At 62.1% G+C, this 18,927-nt stretch carries 17 protein-coding genes; 4 read left to right on the top strand and 13 right to left on the bottom strand.

The window, feature by feature from the left end; genetic code table 11:
- Nucleotide 1: 1 nt before the first annotated feature.
- The 3 genes from NTZ26_04835 to dnaN all read left to right on the top strand — a co-directional run bounded on the left by NTZ26_04835 (nt 2) and on the right by dnaN (nt 5,868).
- A complete protein-coding gene (locus tag NTZ26_04835; protein ID MCX6559821.1) occupies nt 2-2,962 on the top strand; it encodes a BamA/TamA family outer membrane protein in 2,961 nt (986 codons plus the stop codon).
- Nucleotides 2,963-3,312: 350 nt separating this feature from the next.
- A complete protein-coding gene (gene dnaA, locus NTZ26_04830; protein ID MCX6559820.1) occupies nt 3,313-4,638 on the top strand; it encodes a chromosomal replication initiator protein DnaA in 1,326 nt (441 codons plus the stop codon).
- A gap of 129 nt (nt 4,639-4,767) precedes the next feature.
- Nucleotides 4,768-5,868: a DNA polymerase III subunit beta gene (dnaN, locus tag NTZ26_04825; GenBank protein MCX6559819.1), complete on the top strand. Its 1,101-nt coding sequence runs from the start codon at nt 4,768-4,770 to the stop codon at nt 5,866-5,868.
- Nucleotides 5,869-6,307: 439 nt separating this feature from the next.
- Here the strand turns inward: dnaN and NTZ26_04820 are convergent, their stop codons facing one another.
- The 13 genes from NTZ26_04820 to NTZ26_04760 form a co-directional block, all read right to left on the bottom strand.
- A complete protein-coding gene (locus NTZ26_04820) occupies nt 6,308-6,811 on the bottom strand; it encodes a hydrogenase 3 maturation endopeptidase HyCI (protein ID MCX6559818.1) in 504 nt (167 codons plus the stop codon).
- Between the two features lie 261 nt (nt 6,812-7,072).
- Entirely contained in the window at nt 7,073-8,578 is a 1,506-nt protein-coding gene (locus tag NTZ26_04815; GenBank protein MCX6559817.1) for an alpha/beta hydrolase, read from the bottom strand.
- A 129-nt stretch (nt 8,579-8,707) separates the two neighbouring features.
- The gene (locus NTZ26_04810; GenBank protein ID MCX6559816.1) at nt 8,708-9,148 is read right to left on the bottom strand and encodes a 4Fe-4S dicluster domain-containing protein; all 441 of its coding nucleotides are present in this window, start codon (nt 9,146-9,148) and stop codon (nt 8,708-8,710) included.
- Nucleotides 9,145-10,116, bottom strand: coding sequence for an NADH-quinone oxidoreductase subunit H (locus NTZ26_04805; GenBank protein ID MCX6559815.1), 972 nt, complete (start codon nt 10,114-10,116; stop codon nt 9,145-9,147). Before NTZ26_04805 ends, NTZ26_04810 begins: the two co-directional genes overlap by 4 nt.
- Nucleotides 10,104-11,303, bottom strand: coding sequence for a nickel-dependent hydrogenase large subunit (locus tag NTZ26_04800; protein ID MCX6559814.1), 1,200 nt, complete (start codon nt 11,301-11,303; stop codon nt 10,104-10,106). Before NTZ26_04800 ends, NTZ26_04805 begins: the two co-directional genes overlap by 13 nt.
- Nucleotides 11,300-11,773, bottom strand: coding sequence for an NADH-quinone oxidoreductase subunit C (locus NTZ26_04795; GenBank protein MCX6559813.1), 474 nt, complete (start codon nt 11,771-11,773; stop codon nt 11,300-11,302). The genes NTZ26_04800 and NTZ26_04795 overlap by 4 nt, the downstream gene beginning before the upstream one ends.
- 10 nt (nt 11,774-11,783) lie before the next feature.
- Nucleotides 11,784-12,203, bottom strand: coding sequence for an NADH-quinone oxidoreductase subunit B family protein (locus NTZ26_04790; protein ID MCX6559812.1), 420 nt, complete (start codon nt 12,201-12,203; stop codon nt 11,784-11,786).
- Between the two features lie 12 nt (nt 12,204-12,215).
- The gene (locus NTZ26_04785; GenBank protein ID MCX6559811.1) at nt 12,216-12,548 is read right to left on the bottom strand and encodes a hypothetical protein; all 333 of its coding nucleotides are present in this window, start codon (nt 12,546-12,548) and stop codon (nt 12,216-12,218) included.
- A gap of 4 nt (nt 12,549-12,552) precedes the next feature.
- The gene (locus NTZ26_04780; protein MCX6559810.1) at nt 12,553-12,861 is read right to left on the bottom strand and encodes an NADH-quinone oxidoreductase subunit K; all 309 of its coding nucleotides are present in this window, start codon (nt 12,859-12,861) and stop codon (nt 12,553-12,555) included.
- On the bottom strand, nt 12,854-13,336 hold the full coding sequence (locus NTZ26_04775; GenBank protein ID MCX6559809.1) for an NADH-quinone oxidoreductase subunit J: 483 nt from the start codon (nt 13,334-13,336) through the stop codon (nt 12,854-12,856). Before NTZ26_04775 ends, NTZ26_04780 begins: the two co-directional genes overlap by 8 nt.
- A gap of 2 nt (nt 13,337-13,338) precedes the next feature.
- Nucleotides 13,339-14,799 carry an NADH-quinone oxidoreductase subunit M gene (locus NTZ26_04770; GenBank protein ID MCX6559808.1) on the bottom strand — a complete coding sequence of 487 codons (1,461 nt, stop codon included), beginning with the start codon at nt 14,797-14,799 and terminating at the stop codon, nt 13,339-13,341.
- Nucleotides 14,800-14,826: 27 nt separating this feature from the next.
- Nucleotides 14,827-16,686 (bottom strand): proton-conducting transporter membrane subunit, encoded by a 1,860-nt coding sequence (locus NTZ26_04765; protein ID MCX6559807.1) that lies wholly within the window; start codon nt 16,684-16,686, stop codon nt 14,827-14,829.
- 8 nt (nt 16,687-16,694) lie between these two features.
- Complete coding sequence (locus NTZ26_04760) at nt 16,695-17,984, bottom strand: NADH-quinone oxidoreductase subunit L (GenBank protein MCX6559806.1); 1,290 nt, start codon at nt 17,982-17,984, stop codon at nt 16,695-16,697.
- A gap of 736 nt (nt 17,985-18,720) precedes the next feature.
- On the opposite strand from NTZ26_04760, the gene NTZ26_04755 reads away from it, so the two are divergent.
- A partial coding sequence (locus NTZ26_04755) for a hypothetical protein (GenBank protein MCX6559805.1) occupies nt 18,721-18,927 on the top strand: 207 nt, incomplete at its 3' end.

Below are 18,927 nucleotides of genomic sequence, written 5' to 3'. Positions count from 1 at the left end.
CATGATCCGGCGCGCCTCCGCCCTCCTCGCCCTGGCCGGGCTTCTCCTCCTGGCCGTCCCCGCCGCCGCGCAGTTCATGTATTTCCCTTATTACGGGAAAAACAAGATCAACTACGAGAAGTTCGCCTGGAAATCTTACGCCACCGAGCATTTCAAGGTCTTCTTCTACGCCGATGAACCGGGGTTGCTGAAGAACGTCGTCGATACGGCCGAGAGCGCCTATCGCAAGGTCAGCGCCGACCTCAAGCACCAGCTGTCGGACCCCGTGCCGCTTCTCTACTACACCACGGTGACCGACTTCGAACAGTCCAACGTGTTCCAGATCTCGGAAGGGGTTCTGGGAGTCTCCGAGCCGGTCCTGTTCCGGATCGGCATTCACGGCGACATGCCTCTCAACGAGCTGCAGGAGCTCATCACCCACGAGCTGACTCACGTCTTCGAGTTCGACATCCTCTGGGGCAACCAGGGCGGGGCGCTCACGGCCCTCTCCCAGCCGCCGCTATGGACCTTCGAGGGCTTGTCCGAATACACCACCGACCGTTGGTCGTCCTGGTCCACCTTGATTCTTCGCGACGCCGTGCTCAACGACCGCATCCCGGAGCTCAACGAAGCCGGCGACCTGGTCCAGCGCTACCCGCTGCCGCGCGATCCGGCCTACGACTTCGGGCATGCCATCTACGAGTTCCTGGTCGAAAAATACGGCTCAGGGGCCATCCGCGATCTGTGGCAATCCCTCAAGGGCGGCGCCCTGCTCAGCCGGCGGGATCCATTCCAAAGAGCTTTCCGGCTTTCCGCCCGCCTGTTCGGTCAGGAGTTCAAGCGCTATCTGCGGGCCCGGTTCAAGGACTACTTCACCCGCGAGAATCCGGAGGACTACAGCGTCCCGTTGGGCCCCGAATTCCCGATGAACCCCTACTACTTCGCCTTTTCCCAGGCCTTATCGCCGTCGGGCGACCTGGTGGCCACCATCACCTACAACGCCCAAGCCTCGGATATGGACATCGTCCTGCTGTCGGCCAAGGACGGGCGCGTCCTGAAGAACATCACCAAGGGCTACACGACCGACTACGAATACATCAAATACGACATCGATCCCACCAACGGCCCGGCCCTGGCCTGGTCCCCGGAGGGAGACCGGATCGCCTTCTTCGCCCGGGACGGCCGCCGGCACAGCTTGTTCCTCATCTCCCCAGTCACGGGCCAGACCCTGAAGACCATCCGGCTCACGGTCGACCAGCCGGCCGGCCCCCGCTTCCTCCCGGACGGCAAGTCGCTCATCTTCGCCGCCTTCCATAAGGGCATCCACGACCTCTTCCGGCTCGATCTCGAGACGGGAGCCCTGACCCCGCTGACCAACGATCCGCTCTACGAGAAAGCGCCGGCCATCTCGCCGGACGGGCGCACGCTCGTCTACAGCATCCGGACGGGGACGGTGGACAAGCTCTTCCTCTCGCCGCTCACCGATCTGGCGACGAAGACCCAGCTGACGTTCGGCCGCGACAACACGGTCTGCCCCAGCTTTTCGCCCGACGGCCAGACCGTCTTTTTCGCCGGCGACGCGCGCGGGGCCTTCAACGTCTACTCGCTGAGCCTGACGACGGGGGAGATCCGGCGCCACACCGACGTCCGGACCGGCAACTTCTTCCCGGCCCCCCTCCCCTCCGAGCCCGGCCGGATGATCTTCGCCTCCTTCAATAAAGGCGCCTTCCAGCTCTTCAAGGCCGAGGCGGCCGGAGCCGTGGAAAGCACCGTGACCTTCGCCCCGGTCGCGGCCGGCGCGCCGTTCGAGCGGTTCGCCCCGGCCCTGAATTTCACGATCGACGCCGCCAAGATCGAGCCGCACAGCGGCATCGGCCGTTTGTATGTCACGTCGCGCCCGCCGGTCGCGGCCGTCGTCTCGACGGACGGCTCCATCTACGGCGGCGCCACCATCGGCTTTTCGGACATCATGGGCAACCACCAGTTCTCGGTCTCCGCCTACCAGGTCCGCGAGTTCCGCTCGATGGCCGCCACCTATCTCAACCAGACCGGCCGCCTCCAGAGCGCGTTCAGCGTCTTCCAGTACAGCTACTACTATTACCCCAATATGTACTATTACGACCCCTCGCTGTGGCAGTACGTCACCTATGCCGACGCGACCGCGGTGCGGCGCATCACGGGGGCCCAGTTCCTTGTTTACTATCCGTTCAGCCTCTATGTTCGGGCCGAAGCGGGCCTCGGCTTCTTCCACTATGAAGAAGAGATGATGGACACGTACAGCATCGGTCTCTATTCCAACGCCTCCGGGTTCGGCTTCATCAACGGGACCATCGCCTCGGCCAGCCTGTCGCTGACCGGCGAGACGACGCGCTTCCAGGCCTACGGTCCGGCCTCGGGATACACTTTCCGATTCTCGGTCAGCCAGGCTTTGCCGCTGGCCGAGAAGCTCATCCGCAACACCACCGTCTCCGGCGACATCCGCAAGTATCTTGACTTCGGTTCGGACATCCTGCTGGCGCTGCGCCTGCAGGGCCATGCCTGCTGGGGCCGCGATCCGTTCCTGTTCTATTTCGGCGGCAACAACGAGGTCCGGTCGGCCTACTATTACAGCCTGACCGCGACCGAGTACTGGATCGGCAACGCGGAATTCCGCTTCCCCCTCATCGGCGTCGCCCAGACCATCCTCGGCAACATCGGCCCCATCCGCGGCGTCGTCTTCTTCGACGTCTCTCGCTCGCGCTACCCCGGCTATCCGGCCGAGTTCTATATTTACGACGAGACCTACACGGAAGGGGACATCCCGTACTACCGCGTGGCCCAGGCCCTGGGCTCGTTCGGATACGGCCTGGAGGCCTTCCTCTTCGGCTTCCCGCTGCATATCGAATGGGTCAAGCAATTGCAGTGGCCGGACTTCTCCAAGCCCTACAAGTTCAGCGGACTCGGCTCCTATGTCCTGAAATTCTGGATCGGCTTCGACTTTTAAAGGGTTTTCCCGGATTTCCCCGGTGCGGGCCCGATTTGAGGCCCCAAATTCGGGCCTTCGGCCTGCTCGGCAAGGCGCCGAATCGAGTTTTCCTCAAGCCCGGCGCGTCCGGCGCGGAAGCTGCCGCAAAGAGCCCGCCGCTTCCTTCCACGACCTTCCCTAGAGGATCAATAAGAATTAATTAATTGTTTTATATACAACACCTTATGAAATATAAAAACAAATTAAAAAAGTCCTTGAATTAACAAAATCGGTTTGCTATCATGAGCAGGCTAATTCCCCCCGGCAAGCGGGATAACTAATTTCCACAGTTGTGGAAAAATCTGTGGAAAAATATCAGCAACAAGATCATGTCAGACAAGACCAACCCGTGGCTCCAGGTCCTTCTCGAGGTCCAAAAAACGGTCGACGCGAACAGCTTTGAGACCTGGTTCGACCCGACCTCATTCATCGGACAAGACGGCGACAGCCTCTATGTCAAAGTGCCCAACGCATACTTCAAGGACTGGCTGTCCTTCCACTATTCAGCCTTGATCAACGAGATCGGCAAGGTGGTCCTCGGCAAATCGATCGAAGTGAAGTACATCTTCGACGACGCGACCTTCTCGTTCAAGCGGAATTCGCCCGACGAGCGCCGGACCAAGTTCGGGAACCTCCTCAACCCCAACCTGAACCCCAACTATTCCTTCGACGCCTTCGTCGTCGGCAACTGCAACCAGTTCGCCCACGCCGCGGCCCTGGCCGTGTCCAAGAACCCGGCCCGTTCATACAACCCGCTCTATCTCTACGGCGGCTCGGGTCTCGGCAAGACCCACCTCATGAACGCCATCGGCCACGCCTCGCTCCAGAACGACCCGCGGCTGAAGATCCTCTACATCACCACCGAAAAGTTCATGAACGACCTAGTCAACCATCTCCAGTACGGCAAGATCCTGGATTTCCGGCAGAAGTATCGATCCATCGACGTCCTGATTATGGACGATATCCATACGCTCGGCGGCAAGGATCGGACCAAGGAAGAGTTCTTCCATACCTTCAACCATCTCTACGACAGCCAGAAGCAGATCGTCATCTCCAGCGACTGCCCGCCGAAGGAGATCGCCGGGCTGGAGGAGCGGTTCCGATCCCGGTTCGAATGGGGCCTGATCGCCGACCTCAAGCCGCCGGATATCGAGACCCGCATCGCCATCATCAATAAAAAAGCCGAACAGGAAAATGTCGTCCTGCCGGAAAGCGTCGCCTTGTTCATCGCCGACAAGGTCCATTCCAACGTCCGGGAGCTGGAGGGATATCTGCGCCGGGTCGTCGCCTACGCCTCCCTCAAGGGCGAGCCGATCGATATCGACCTGGCCCGCGAATCGCTCAAGGATCTCCTGGATTCGACCTCCCGCGTCGTCAACGTCGACAAGATCCAAAAGCTCGTCTGCCACACCTACAAGATCAAGCCGGCCCAGCTCAAGGCCAAGAACAACTCACCCAAAGTCTCTTTCCCCCGTCAGATAGCCATGTATTTGACCAAGGAGCTGACGGACGCCTCCCTGCCTGAGATCGGCAAGAAATTCGGTGGAAAACACCACACCACCGTCCTGCACAGCATCCGCAAGATCGAGAAGATGCGCCAGGACAATCCCGAATTCGACAAGGAAATCAACAGCCTGATCGGGTTCATGCAATAATGAAATGCGGGACTTACGCCGGTTAGTCACATTTGCAATTGATTTTATTCTTCTTCTTGATTAATCTGGAATGGTTAGGAAAGAATAAGACGCTCGCGTTTTGAGGAAATCTCCGAGGAAGGTGAGGATATGCAATTCACGATCCGCAAAGAAGCCATCCTGGACGAGCTTCAGCTGCTGCAAGGCATTGTCGAGAAGCGCAATACGATGCCGATCCTGGCCAACGTTTTGATCCAGGCGGCCGAAGGCTTGGTCGAGCTGACCGGGACGGACCTGGAAGTCGGCCTGCGCACCCATGTCGAAGCCCAGGTCGAAGAGCCCGGTGCGGTGACGATCTCGGGCAAGAAGATCTTCGAGATCGTCAAATCCCTTCCGGACGGCGAAGCCGTCACCTTCAAAGAAGACCGGGACCTGATGATGAGGGTCACGGCCGGCGAGAGCGAATTCAAGGTCATGTGCCTGCCCAAAGACGATTATCCCCAGGTGCCGGATCCCAAGTTCGAGACGAAGATCGCTTTCCCCGTGGATGCCTTCCAGGACATGATCGATCGCGTTTTCTTCGCTATCGCTCAAGAACAGCGCTATTACTTGAACGGCGCCCTGATGGTCATCAAAGCCAAATCGCTCGAACTGATCAGCACGGACGGCCACCGCCTGTCCTATTGCCAGCGGCAGATTCCGGATCTGCAGCCGGCCAAAGAGCTTCGGGTGATCGTAGCCAAAAAGACCCTCAACGAACTCCGCAAGTTCGGGGAGGGAATGATCGAGTTCGACATGGACGAGAACAACCTCTTTTTCCGCAGCGGCGCGCGGACGCTTATTTCCCGCGTCATCGAGAGCAAATTCCCCAATTTCGAAGCCGTCATCCCCAAGGACAACCCCAACCACGCGCTTTTGCCCCGAGCCGCCTTCACCGACGCCATTCGGCGCGTTTCCCTGCTCTCGGCCGAACGTTCACGCGGCATCAAGTTCACCTTCGAGAAGAACCGCATCCGCCTCTTCTCCTCCAATCCGGAAATGGGCGAGGCTCGCGACAAGCTCGACGTCGAGTACAAAGGCGCCGGGATCGAGATCGGTTTCAATTCCCAATACATCCTCGACTTCCTGACGACGGTCGGCGGGGACAAGATCCGCTTCGAGCTCAAGGATGAGAACAGCGCCGCGCTGCTGAAGCCCGAGGGCGAGGATGGACTCAAGAGCCTGTATGTCCTCATGCCGATGAAGATTTAATAAATAGGGGGACAGTATACGTAATCCCCTCTTTACCTGCGGGAGCTAGCGCTAAAGGTCCATTCTTAATTCCCGGGGAGGGCGGTTCGGGGTGCCGTCCCGGCGGCTTCGGGCTCTTTTCGTCTTTTCCCACAGCTCTCCTCGGCGCCTGCAAAGCCAGGTTCCCTTAGAGAGTTGTGGAAAAAGACGCCGCCCTCGCAATTTCGCCCTCGCGGGGACCGTTGAAGCAATCGTCCCGTCGAGGACCGCGCAAAGCCTGGCCGTTGGCCGGTCTTGCTGCGTTGTTCTCTCGTCGCTATCACGGCTGTAGAAAGAACTGTTCACGCGGCATGATACCGTTGCCCCCAACGGTGCACTTCGAACCGCTTTTCTCCCCGGGACTGGATAAAGAGCAAAGAGACTGACGCTTATTTATAGGCCAACTTTTATTCGGCTATATCTACGATGTTTTTCCAAAGCACAAGGACAACTCCGAGACAATCTCGTCCACGGCCTGACGGACTTCCGGGCTCATGGGGGAGCCGAGCTCAAGAGATGACGGCTCGATGCCTAAGACGATGACCTGCGAGTCGATGCTTTCTTCCAGATAACGAACGAGATACAGAAGCGAAATCGTATGGGTCGAGACGCCCTCGTCGGCGATCTTCTCCCGTTCGACGATGAAGATCGTTCCAGGAGTGCGTCCGCCGATCGCGGCGTCGATAATAATCGTCAATTCCGGCCCGAAACGGCGGATCCGGCCGGTCTGGCTTTCCGGAGTTTCTCGGCCGTCGATGATGAGGACCGTCTCGTTCGAGCGCTCGGCCTGCCGCCTTCGAAGTGCGGCCGCGCAGGCGGGGCCAGCGCCGTCATCCCCTTTATCCGGATTGCCCGCAGCGAGGACGACGACCTTGTTGGCGGCACGGATGGCCTCTTCCAGGATTTTCCGCCATGTCGAGCTCATCGGGGTCCAGTCTAGCGCAGACCCCGGCTCGAGACAATAAACCCGCTCGATACCCCGGGCTTTGCAGTCCTCAACCGCGAAGCGGATGAGGGCGGGCTAAAGCCCGGGGTATTAACAGGGTTCATACTGAGCGGCGCTTATATCCCCGATTTGAAAAAGCGGAGTTTTGCGCCGCGAATGTATCAGGCCAAGGAAGGGGGGAATTGTTTCGTCCTGATGAAAAAGACGCCTCGGAGGAGCGTTTGCGATTCGGGCCAGCCGTTAGTTCGGTGGGGGCTCCTCCCAGGAGATCCGAAAAGCCGGGCGTTCGGCCGCTTTCCCCGGCTCAGGCGTCCGGGAAGGAACCGCTAGGAATTCGCGCATGATTCTGGCCGCTTCGGGATGCCCGAACAAGGGGGCGTGTGAAAATCCGGCGAATTCGATGAGACGGGCGTTCGGAAGATGGCCGGCGGTTTGGTGGGCCCATTTCGTCGGCGTGTCGGGGTCGAACTCGCCGGCGGCGATCAGGGTCGGGACGAAGCTCCGCACCGGCCTGTTTTCGGCCTCGGCGGGATGGCCTCTCGGCCACGCCCGTTGCGCGCCCCAGGGGATCTGGGGCTGGATAAACCGGGCCAGCTCGGGCGGCAGCCCGGAGGGGCGGAGAACCTTCTTGGGATCCATAAACGGAAGCTCCTCGTTGCACCAAACCGAGATCCTCATGCCCCAGGCCGTTCCCTGCGTGGAGCCCAAATAGGTTTTGGCCAAGGGGGCGAGACGGGCGTATTCACCCCGGCAGGCCGCGTCGATGATCAGGGGAAGCCTGGGCACAACCGAAGAGTCTTCCAGCCCGTTATAAACGCAATTCATGATCCCGACGCCGTCCAAGGTCACGGCGAGGGGCTTGGCCTCCGATGGATTCGTCGTTTCGATCTCGATCGGATGCCGGTTGGCTTCGGCCAATAAACGGAAGAACCGCTCGCGCAGGTCCGGAAATCGCTCTCGCAGCCTCTCGTCCTCGCGGCAGACCGCGAAGACGCTGTTGAGAGCAACCAGGATATTGGCCGGCGTCTCTTCGTCGCAATTGGCCTCGAGGGGCAGGACGGAATCGAGAATGACCGCGCGCACCCCTTCCGGATGATCGCGCAGGATCGTCAGAATCAACTTGGTGCCGTAGGAGACGCCGTAGAGATTCCAGGCCTCGATCCCCAACAGCCGCCGAAGCTCGGCGATATCGGCCGCGCTCTCCTTGGTGGTATAGCCTGTCGGGTCGATGCCGGATTCCTTCAGCGACCGGGCGGCCGCGCTCAGCGCCGCCTTCACCACCAGGGGATCCGGATCTCCGTTGAGCCGCGCTCCCCAGCCTGACCGGAGGGCGCGGTCGATTTCCGGGCCCATCAAGGCCGGCTCGGCAAACCTGTTTCCGCGCTGCTCGAGGAGGATGATGTCCCGATCGTCGCGAAGCGGAGAGCGGCTGAAAAAGCCGGTCCGGGAGAGGGTGCTTCCGCCGGGCCCTCCCGCCGTGAAGAAGACCGGGTCCGGCCGCGGCGAGGCGCTCCGGCTTTTCAGGATGAGGAATGGGAGTCGAATGGTCCGGCCGGAGCGCGGCGTCTCCCTCCGTTCGGGAACGATCAAGTAACCGGTCCTGGCGTCCGGACGCGGCTCGGCGAAAGGGGCCGGGAGGGGGGCCCATTCGATGCGGGGCCCGTCGGGCGGGGCCTGTCTTTCCGCAGCGATAAGCATGGGCAGGATGAGCAAAACGGTGCCGATGAAGACGCGGGTCCGAATCATGAGAACCTCCCGGCCGGAATCGGTCTCCTTTCAGATAGACCGTCCGGCAACGGAAAGGTTGCATCGGGTGCGTCGAGGGCAAAAAAAAGGGGGAACGGTTTTCCGTTCCCCTGGATCGGCAAACGCGGCTTAAAGCTTGGCCGGTTCGGGCTTGATGACGGTCGGCACGGCGGCAGAGCCCGCCGGCTTCTTCGGCAGGGCTCGGGTGTAGACGTATTGCATCTTCAGGTTGTGGCGGTCGAAGTCGGCCAGCTCGTAGAGGTGATCCATCTCCATGGCCTTGACCGGGGTGGTCGGGCAGGAGTCCACGCACTGCGCGCAATGGATGCAGCGGTCGTTGTGGATGATCATCTGGAATTTCTTTTCTTCCTTGGAGAGCTCCTCGATCTCGATGGCCTCGGCCGGGCAATCCCGCTCGCAGGCCCGGCAGGCGATGCACAAATCGGGGTGGAGGAACGGCGTGCCGCGGAAGCCCGGCGGGACTTCGAGCTTCTGGAAGGGGTAGTCGACCGTGTTCGGTTTCTTGAATAGGGACCGGATCAGCTCGGGAAGGAAAATGCCTAATTTCATAACACCAATCCCTTGACCAGGATGACGATCAGGAGCTGAAGGACGGCCAGCGGAGCCAGGTATTTCCAGGCCACCGTGACCACCTGGTCGACCCGGAGGCGGGACGTCGTCGCCCGCATCAGCGTCAGCAGGAAGATGACGAACAGGGTCTTGAGGATGAACTGGATGAAGCCCAGGATGAGGCCGCCCCCGAACCCGCCCATAAAGACGGCCGCGACCAGGCCGGCCGAGACGACCATCTCGATGTCGGTCATCAGCCGGAAGAGGGCCAGCTTCTTGCCCGAGTACTCGGTGAAGGTGCCGCCGACGATCTCGGTCTCGGCGTGCGGGATATCGAAGGGCGTCCGCTCCAGCTTGGCCTGAACGCAGACCAGGGCGACCCCGAAGCCGATGATGTTGACAAGCAGGAGGTACGGCCGGTGCTGATAGAAGGCCGCGATCTCGACCAGGCGCCACGATCCGGCCAGCATGGCCGGGCCCAGCACGGCCAGGAAGAGAGGCACCTCGTACCCGAAAAGCATGGTCAGGACGCGGGTGCCGCCGATGATCGAAAAGGCGTTGGTCGAAGCCCAGCCGGCCAGGAAGAAGATCAGGGTCGGAAGGCTCAGCAGATAGAGCAGGATGATGAGGTCGCCCGAGAAGGAGTTGAAGGTGGAGGCACCGGGTTGGGAATGCCAGACCGGGAGAAGTATTCCGGCGGTCAGGACGATAGCCAGGCCGACGACCGGCAGCCAGGTGAACAGGGCCTTGTCGGCCCGGTCCGGGACGATGTCCTCTTTGGCCAGCAGCTTGAAGAAGTCGGCCACCGGTTGGAGCACGCCGCCGCGGCCGGTATGGGTGGGGCCCATGCGGTTCTGGAGGCGGGCGTAGATCTTCCGGTCGAACCATTCGCAGAAGGTGGCATAGACGAACAGGAAGAGAAGACCGGGGTAGACGACCAGGTAGAAGAGGGTTTTCACAGCGGCCATGGCCCGTTCCTTTTGTCCGAGTGGGCGGCGCGGCTCGCGGCCAGCCGCCGCAGGTCGCTGAAGCGGACGATCCGCTCCTCGCCCGTCCGGGCGTCGACCAGCTCGGCCGTCCGCTCCGCGCAGCAGATGCAGGGGTCGATGGCGGCGAAAATGAGCGGGATGTCGGCGATGAAGCCGTGGCGCAGCATCTCCACCGTGGCCGGGTAGTTGGCCAGGGTCGGGGCCCGAACCTTGAGCCGCTCCGGCTTGTCGGTGCCGTTGGACTTGATGTAGTGGATGTTCTCGCCCCGCGGCGCCTCGTAGCGGCTGACGACTTCGCCCGGCTTGGCCCGCCGGGGGGACTTGACGGCGATCGGCCCGTCGGGCAGGTTGCGGACGACGAACTCGGCGATCTTGTACGACTCGAAGAGCTCCTTGATCCGGACGACCGCCCGGCCCAGCACGTCGCATGAGTCGGCCGTGGCGACGTCGAACTCCACGTCGTTGTAGAAAGCGTGCGGGTCGTCCTTACGGACGTCGCGGGCGACGCCGGAGGCCCGGGCCACCGGGCCGACAGCGCAGAGGTCCATGACCTGCTGCTTGGACAGCATGCCGACGCCGGCCAGGCGTCCGACGAAAGTCGGCTCGCCGGCCCCGATCTTGAGGTAGTATTCGCTCCGCTCCTTGAGGATTTTCAAGCCCTCCAGGATCTTGGCCTTCTGGATCTCGTCCAGGTCGCGCCGGACTCCGCCCAGGGTGTTGATGGCGTAATGGACCCGGTTGCCCGAGATCATCTCCAGGAGGTCCATGACAACCTCACGGTCCCGCCAGGTGTACATGAAGAACGAGTCGAACCCGGCTTCGTGGCCGGCGACACCGAGCCAGAGCAGGTGGCTGTGGACGCGCTCGAGCTCCGAGACGAGGTATCTGAGGTATAGGCCCCTCTTCGGGGGCTCGATCTCCAGCAGCTTTTCCGCTCCCTGGACGAAGCAGGTGGCGTGGGAGTGCGAGCAGATGCCGCAGATGCGCTCGGTCAGGTAGATGTTCTGGATCCAGGTCTTCTCCTCGGCCAGCTTCTCCATGCCGCGGTGGTTGTAGCCGAGGCGGAGATCGGCGTCCTTGATGACCTCGCCCTCGACGGTCATGCGCAGGCTGATCGGCTCCTTGAGGGCGGGGTGTTGGGGACCGATCGGGATTTGGAACTTCATGCCTTGCCTCCGGGGATGATTTCCTTCGGCCGCTCGAATTTCCAGTCCTTCCGCAGCGGGAAGTTGTTCTCCGGCCAGCCGTCGGGCATGAGCAGGTTGCGGGGGTCCGGGATGTCGTCGACGACGATCCCGAACATGTCCTGCAGTTCGCGCTCGTAAAGGATGGCGCCGGGGATGACGATACAGATCGACGGGAGGTGCGGCTCGGCCTTGGGGATGGCGGTCCGGACGGTGATCGAGCCGGCCGTGTCGCCGAAGTGGTAAAGGATCTCGTAGACGTCGCCCTTGTCGACCCCGCTGATGGTGGACAGGTACCACTGGTCGAGCCCGGTCTTGAGGGCCTCGATAGAGGCGCGCAAATCGCCCGGGGCGACGGTCAGGAAGACCCGGTGGGGCGCCGGGTTGGCGCTCTCGATCAGGCGGGCGCCCAGGAGGGCCTTGGCTTTATCGATCTTTTCGGCGTCGGTCATGCGGGCCTCCTCACAGTTTTCCCAGGAGCTTGACGACGCCGTCCAGGATGGCGTCGGGCCGGGCCGGGCATCCGGGGACGTAGACGTCCACCGGGATGACCTGGTCCAGGCCGCCCATGATGTTGTAGGCGCCGCGGTAGACGCAGCCGGACATGGCGCAGGCGCCCACGGCGACGACGAATTTGGGGTCCGGGGTCTGCTCGTAGATGCGGATGATCCGGTCCTTGAGCTGGCGGGTGACGGGACCGGTGGCGATGATGACGTCGGCGTGCCGCGGAGTGGCCTTGAGCAGGACCCCGAAGCGCTCGACGTCGAAGCGCGGCGTCAGTGCGGCCACGACCTCGATGTCGCAGGCGTTGCAGGCGCCGGAGTTCAGGTGCAGGATCCAGGGCGATTTGATCCTGGACCAGCGGGTCAGTTTCTTCAGCATGGCGGCTCCTTGTCAGTCCCGGGTCACGAGGGCCATGATGGACAGGAAGATCACGGCCAGGTAGAGGGCCGCGAAGAGGACGATCTTGCCGGACGGGACGGTGGCCAGGACAAGAGCCGCCACGTGCATGATGGTGAAGAACAGGGCGACGAAGAAGAACGTCCGGTAGCCGAACTGGATCTTGGTCCCGGGCATGTCCTCGCCACAGGCGTAGCTGGTGAGCTTGCCGCCGACCTTGTTCATCTTGGGCGCCATGCGGCGGCCGAGCCGGTAAAGAAGGAGGGCCGCCGCCAGGAAAAGGACGAAGGCGACGGGCGGGGAAAGCAGAATGTCGATGCCGTTCATGGCGTTATCCTTTGAGCTGGGTCAGCTTGCGGACATCCAGGCTCTTGGTGTGCCGGTTGATGTTAACGATCAGGGCCAGGGCCGTCGCCACCAAGCAGACCTCGACCACGATGAAGGTGATGACCAGGCTCTGGGCCAGCAGGATGTTGCCCTTGGCGAACCCGGTGGCCAGAAGGGCCAGGCTGACGCCCTTGCCGATGACTTCGATGCCGATGAACAGCTTGATCAAGTTGCGCATCGTCAGCAGGGCGTAAAGGCCGATGCCGACCAGGCCTGCGGCGAAGAACAGATACAGAAGCCAATGACTATTCATCTTTGTCCCTCTTTCGGAACAGGGCCAGGACGGCGAAGACGCCGGACAGGATGACCGCCAGCTGGCCGACCAGGTCGAACGTCCGCTGCTTCCAGAGGACGTCGCCGAAGGCGCCCGACTCGGGCCCCGCCGGCAGGGTCGCGATCTTGGCCGTCAGCCCCTTCATGACCAGGGCGTCGACGGCGATGAAGACGATGAAGAAGATCGGGAAGATCCACAGGGCCGTGCGGGACTCCTGGACTTCGCCGTCGGTCTTGGTCAGGGCGATGGTCAGGATAAAGAGCACGGTGATCAGCCCGGCCACGACCGAGATCTCGAAGACGCCGGCGAAGGGGGCGCTCATCCGGAAAAAGACGATGCCCAGCAGGAGGCTGGACACGGCCAGGGCGACGGCCGCCTTGATCAGGTCCTTGGCCAGGATGGCCAGGGCGGCGGCCAGAACCAGCCCGACGAGAAGGGCGATATCGAGTGCCATGGTTACATCCCCATTCCCTTGGCCAGCCCGTCGGCGGCGGGCTGGATCCAGGTCGAGACGACCGAGGAGAAGAAGAGGCCCAACGCCAGGCAGAGGACGGCCAAAATAACGGTGGCCGCCGACATCCAGAAGGGCGCTTCCTTGACCTCCGCCCAGCGCGCGTTGAGCTTGCCGAAGAAGGCTTTGCGCTGGATGATCAGGTAGTACCACAGGGTCAGGACGCTGGCCAGGACGGCGATGACGGCCAGGGCCGGCTGGCGGGCCTGGACGAGGGCCATGATGATCAGCAGCTTGCTCCAGAATCCGCCCAGCGGCGGCACGCCGGAGATCGACAGCGAGCCGATCAGGTTGGTCGTCGCCGTGATCGGCATGCGCTTGGCCAGGCCGCCCATCTCATCCAGGTCGCGGGTGCCGGTGGCCTGCTGGACCGAGCCGCTGTTCAGGAACAGCAGGCTCTTGGCCACGGCGTGGTTGAGCAGGTGGAACAGGCCGCCGGCGATGCCCAGCGGCGTGCCGATGCCGAGGCCCAGGACGACATAGCCGACCTGGCTGATCGAGGAGTAGGCCAGCATCCGCTTCATGTCTTTTTGGGCCAGGGCCAGCAAGGCGGCGACGACGATCGAAACCGCGCCCAGCCACATCAAAACCTCGCTCAGGGCCGGGGTCAGGCCGAAGACGTGGAAGAAGACGCGGGTCATGGCGTACACGCCCGAGACCTTGATCAGCAGGCCCGACAGGATGGCCGAGATCGGGGCCGGGGCCGAAGGGTGGGCGTCCGGCAGCCAGGCGTGGAACGGAACCAGGGCGGCCTTGAGCCCGAAGCCCAGCAGGAACAGGGCCGAGGCGATCCCGGCCGCGATTTTATCGTCCAGCCGGCGCAGGCCCTCGCCGACGGCGGCGAAGCTCAAGCTGCCGGTCAGCCCGAACAGGAGGGCGATGGCCAACAGGACCGCGGCCGAGGCGACGACCGAGAGCATCAGGTACTTGAAGGCCGCCTCGAGCTCGGCGTGCTCGCGGCCGAAGGCCACCAGCGCGTAGGAAGCCACCGCGGCGACCTCCATGAAGATGTAGATCTGGAAGAGGTCGGTCACTAGAACCAGTCCGTTCATCCCGACGATCATCATCAGGAGCAGGGCGTAGTAGTTGGCCTTGGAACCGTAGTGCTCCATGTAGCTGATCGAATAGAGGCCGACGCAGGCGCTGACGAGGGCGATCACGGTCAGCAAAAAGAGGCTGAAGCCGTCGACGGCGATCTGGATGCCCAGCGGCTCGCCGAACCAAGTGAAGGTCTGGCGGAGCGCCCCGCCGGCGAGAAGCGGGCGGGCGCCCGTCACGGCGTAGGCGAACAGGAAGAGGAAGACGCCGTTGGCCAGCACGTCGGGCAGGACCTTCTTGGAGACCTTCCCGACGAGCGGCAGAACCGCGGCGACGATGAGGGGCAAACCGATATAAAGGAAAATCAAAGGTCCTCCTCTCTCTCCGTCAAGTCGTTACGAGACCAGAACACTGATGACCGCGGCCAGGACCAGGAGGCCGCCCAGGCACCAGGCCAGATAGGTGGCATAGCGTCCGTTGTGGGCCTTGCTGAGCAGTCCGCTCATCGCTCCGCCGACCGAGGTGACGGCCTTCTCGTAGACGAAGTCGATGGGCCGGTCGATGCCCCGGAATAGGACGAGCGACAAGCCGCGCAGGAAGACGACGCCTTGCTCGTAGAGGTCGAAGACGCGATTTTCGGCCCAGGCGTAGATGGTCTTGAGAACGGGCGCCTTGTGGATCGGTTCCGAGGCCAGGTAGGGTTTTTTGCCGCCCTTCTTCCAGCCGTAGGCGTGGAGCAGGAAGGCCAGCAGCAGGCAGCCCATGGAGATCCCGGCCACCGGGGTGAAAACGTCCAGGGCGTGCGAGGTGAAGTCGACGGACTCGCCCGCCTCGACGTGGCCGTCGAGGATCGGGCCGATGAACGTATTTAAGGGCAGCTTGTTGAAGACGCCGAAGGTGATGCAGAGCAGGGCCAGGATGAGGATCGGCAGGACGATGGCGATCGGGCTTTCCTTGATTTTCGCTACCGGCCGCTCTTCGCTCGGCTTGCCGAAGAACACCGAGTGCCCGGCTTTGAGGAACGAGGCGAAGGTGAAGATCGCCCCCAGCCAGGCGGCGACGGCGAACACGGTGTAGCCTGTCTCCAGGGCGCCGTGGAAGACCATCTCCTTGGAGACGAAGCCGTTGAGCGGCCAGACGCCGGAGATGGCCAGGGCGCAGACGGTGAACCCGGCCGCGGTCAGCGGCATGGCCTTGGCCAGCCCGCCGAGCTTCTTCATCTCGGTCGTCCCGCAGCGATGTTCGACCGAGCCGGCGCTGAGGAACAGGCCGCACTTGTACATGGCGTGGTTGATCATATGAAAGAGGCCGCCGGCGATCCCGACCGCGACCCCCGTGCCGAGGCCCAGGATCATGTAGCCGACCTGGCTGACGGCGTGGTAGGACAGCAGCCGCTTGAAGTCCTTCTGGATGAGGGCCATCATGACGGCCAGGACGATGGTCGCCGCGCCGACCGTCATCATCAGCAGGGACATGGCGCCGCCCTTCTCGATCTTGAACACGTCCAGGGTCAGCCGGGCCAGCAGGTAGATCCCCAGCAGCTTCTCGAAGGCCGCCGGCATGAAGGCCATGAAGGTCACCGGGGCGTCGATGGCGGCGTCGGGGATCCAGGTGTGAAAAGGCATGACCCCGGCTTTGCCGGCGGCGCCGATCATCATCAGGATGAAGGCGGCGGCGTAGACGCCGGTCGGATGGACCGAGATCTGGGAGATCGTCAGCGTCCCCGTCTTGGCCCACAGAATGCCGATGCCCATGATCAGGCAGAAGTCGCAAAAGCCGCTGATGATGAAGGCCTTCATGGCGGTCCGATGGGCATCTTTGCCGCCGATGGCGATCAGGCCGTAGAGGGTCACCAGCAGGCCTTCCCAGAAGAAGACCAGGGGGACAAAGTTGTCGGATAGGACGGCCCCGTTGGCCAGGGCGGCCGACAGGAGGACCAGGGCGTAGTAGAGCCGGACCTGCGGGTGAGCCTTCATCTTGGCCGTCGAGTAGACGACGATCAGGACGAGGAAACCGGCCAGGCCGAGCAGGATGAACGAGGAGAAGTGGAACAGCCGCAGCTCAAAGGCGATGCCGTCGCCCAGCCAGCCGGGGCGCCATTCGAGCGTCTTCTGGCCGAAGAGCTGGATGGCAAAGACAAGCGAGGCGGCCGAGGCGGCCAGGGCCAGGAGCTCCCGCAGAACCTTGACCCGCGAAGGGATGAGGGCCAGCAGGACGGCGGCCAGGGCCGGCACGAGGATGGTCCAGAAAAGCATTGTGGGGTTCATCGCAGCCACCAGCTGATATGGGTGGTCGCGGCCGTCGTCAGCTTGGCCGGCCAGGATATGAGCAGGCCGGAGACGAGCGACAGGACGGCCAGGAGCCCGACCACGAAGACCATGGAGAAGGTCTTCTCGGGGGCCGCGACCTTGGCTTCGCCCATGAAGATCAGGGCGAAGGTCCGCAGGAGGTAGTACATGGTCAGAACGGCGGTGAAGAGGGCGATCGCGGCGACCGGGATCATACCGGCCTTGACGGTGCCCATGATGACCATGAACTTGGAGAAGAAGCCGCCGAACGGCGGGATGCCGATGACGGAGAAGGAGCAGAGCAGGAAGGCCGCCGCCGTGACCGGCATGGTCTTGATGAGGCCGCCCATCTCGCGGATGTCACGCTTGTGGGTGGCGTGGATCACAATCCCGGCGCAGAGGAAGAGCCCGGCCTTGGCCAGGCCGTGCATCAGGATGAACAGCAGCGAGCCGTTGACCCCGATCGTGTTGGCTACGGAGAAGCCCAGGAAGATATAGCCGATCTGGGAGACCGTGGAGTAGGCCAGGATGCGCTTGATGTCGGTCTCGACGGTGGCCGCGCCGGCCGCGATCAGGCTGGAGACGACGACGATGATCGGCAGGGCTTCGGGCCAGGAGCCGGGCAAGCGGAAGCCGTACAGGAACAACCGGGCGAAGGCGTAGACGCCGATCTTGACCAGCACGGCGGCATGGAGCAGGGCCGTGACCGTAGTCGGGGCGACGCCGGCATCGGGCAGCCAGGAGTGGAGCGGCACGGTGGCCGACTTGGAGAACAGCCCGAACAGGATCAGCAGGACCGCGCTCCCCGGGATGATGGCCCCCCGCATGGCCGTCAGATCGAAGGTGCCGGTCTGGCCGTAAATCTGGATGAAGCCCAGCAGCATGACCACGGCGCCGAAGAAGGTGATCAGGAAGGCTTTATCGGCCTTCCTGACGTGCTCCTTCAATCGGTAGAAACCGATCAGCCGCCAGCAGCAGACGGCGATGATCTCCCAGAACAAGTACAGGAAGATCAGATTGCCCGAGTACACCAGCCCCATCATCGACCCGATGAAGAGCAGGACCATCAGGAAGTATTCGTTCTGGTTCTCCTCGTGCCGGATGTACCCCAGGGAGTACACGATGATCAGAAAGCCGATGAACGAGGAGACGATGGACATGAAGATCGACAGGGGGTCGATCACCAGGATGAAGTCCAGCCCGAGAACGAACTCCTTCCGGACGATGGTCTCGCCGCCGCCGAGCGCGGTCTTGATCAGGAGCATCGGCAGGAACGCCGTGGCGCCGCCTAAAAGGACGGACCACGCCGCGGGATCGTCAACGAGCCAATGATCGGGACAAAGACCGTGAGCAGGGTGATTGTCTCAATGTTCATTGGAGGATGGTCAATATACTTTTTCGGCCCGGATTTTGTCAAGGGTTTTCACAGGCTTTTCACCGCTTATCCTCAATATTTTCACAGACATTTACTCAAGAGGGGGCTCGGGGTGTGGGGTTCGCTCTGGCGGAAATTTTTGCGTCGTGGCGTCTCGTTTTTCTCGGCGGCTCGGAACTCGCGTCCCGCATCGATTTTACGGTCTTTGTACGGCCCACTCAGACATCCTCGCCGTTCGGCCTCTTTTCGGGCCGAATCCCCTCGAAAAACGAGAACACGCAACGAATTTTCCGCATCGGCGCTCACCCTCACACCCCTCGCCCCAGAGAAAGAGCTTCTCGGAATGCTCGATACCGCCACTTTCTTTTAATCTTCGCCCAAGCCCGGGGAAATCAGGGTGGTTCGGGGTGTCGGCCAACGGCGAAATTGCGAGAAGACGCCGAAGCCGTCCTCGCGAGGATTGTTGAAGCAATTATCCTGGCGAGGGCTATCAAAGTATTGCCGGGACGGCACTCCGAACCACCCTCCTCGGGATTGGGCAAGAACCTGATAAACAGAAGTAGGTATTTTGACAAAACCGGTGAAAAAGAGGATAAAAGGGGCAACTTCTGACGGAAGGAGCGCGAATGAGCATCGAAATCCGGGAAGTCGCCTCGAAAAAGGATTTCAAGACGTTCCTCTACCTGCCCGAAAAGCTCAACGCCGGACGGCCCTATTGGGTCCATCCCGTTCTGATGGACGACCGGAAATACTTCAATCCCAAGAAAAACAAGGCTTTCGGCTACTGCGACGTGATCATGCTCCTGGCCTTCAAGGGCGGCCAGGCGGTCGGG

It is taken from the genome of Candidatus Aminicenantes bacterium, assembly GCA_026393855.1.
Classification (GTDB): domain Bacteria; phylum Acidobacteriota; class Aminicenantia; order Aminicenantales; family UBA4085; genus UBA4085.
The sequence above is the reverse complement of the archived record's forward strand: the minus strand, read 5'-3'. Positions and strand labels throughout refer to the sequence as shown.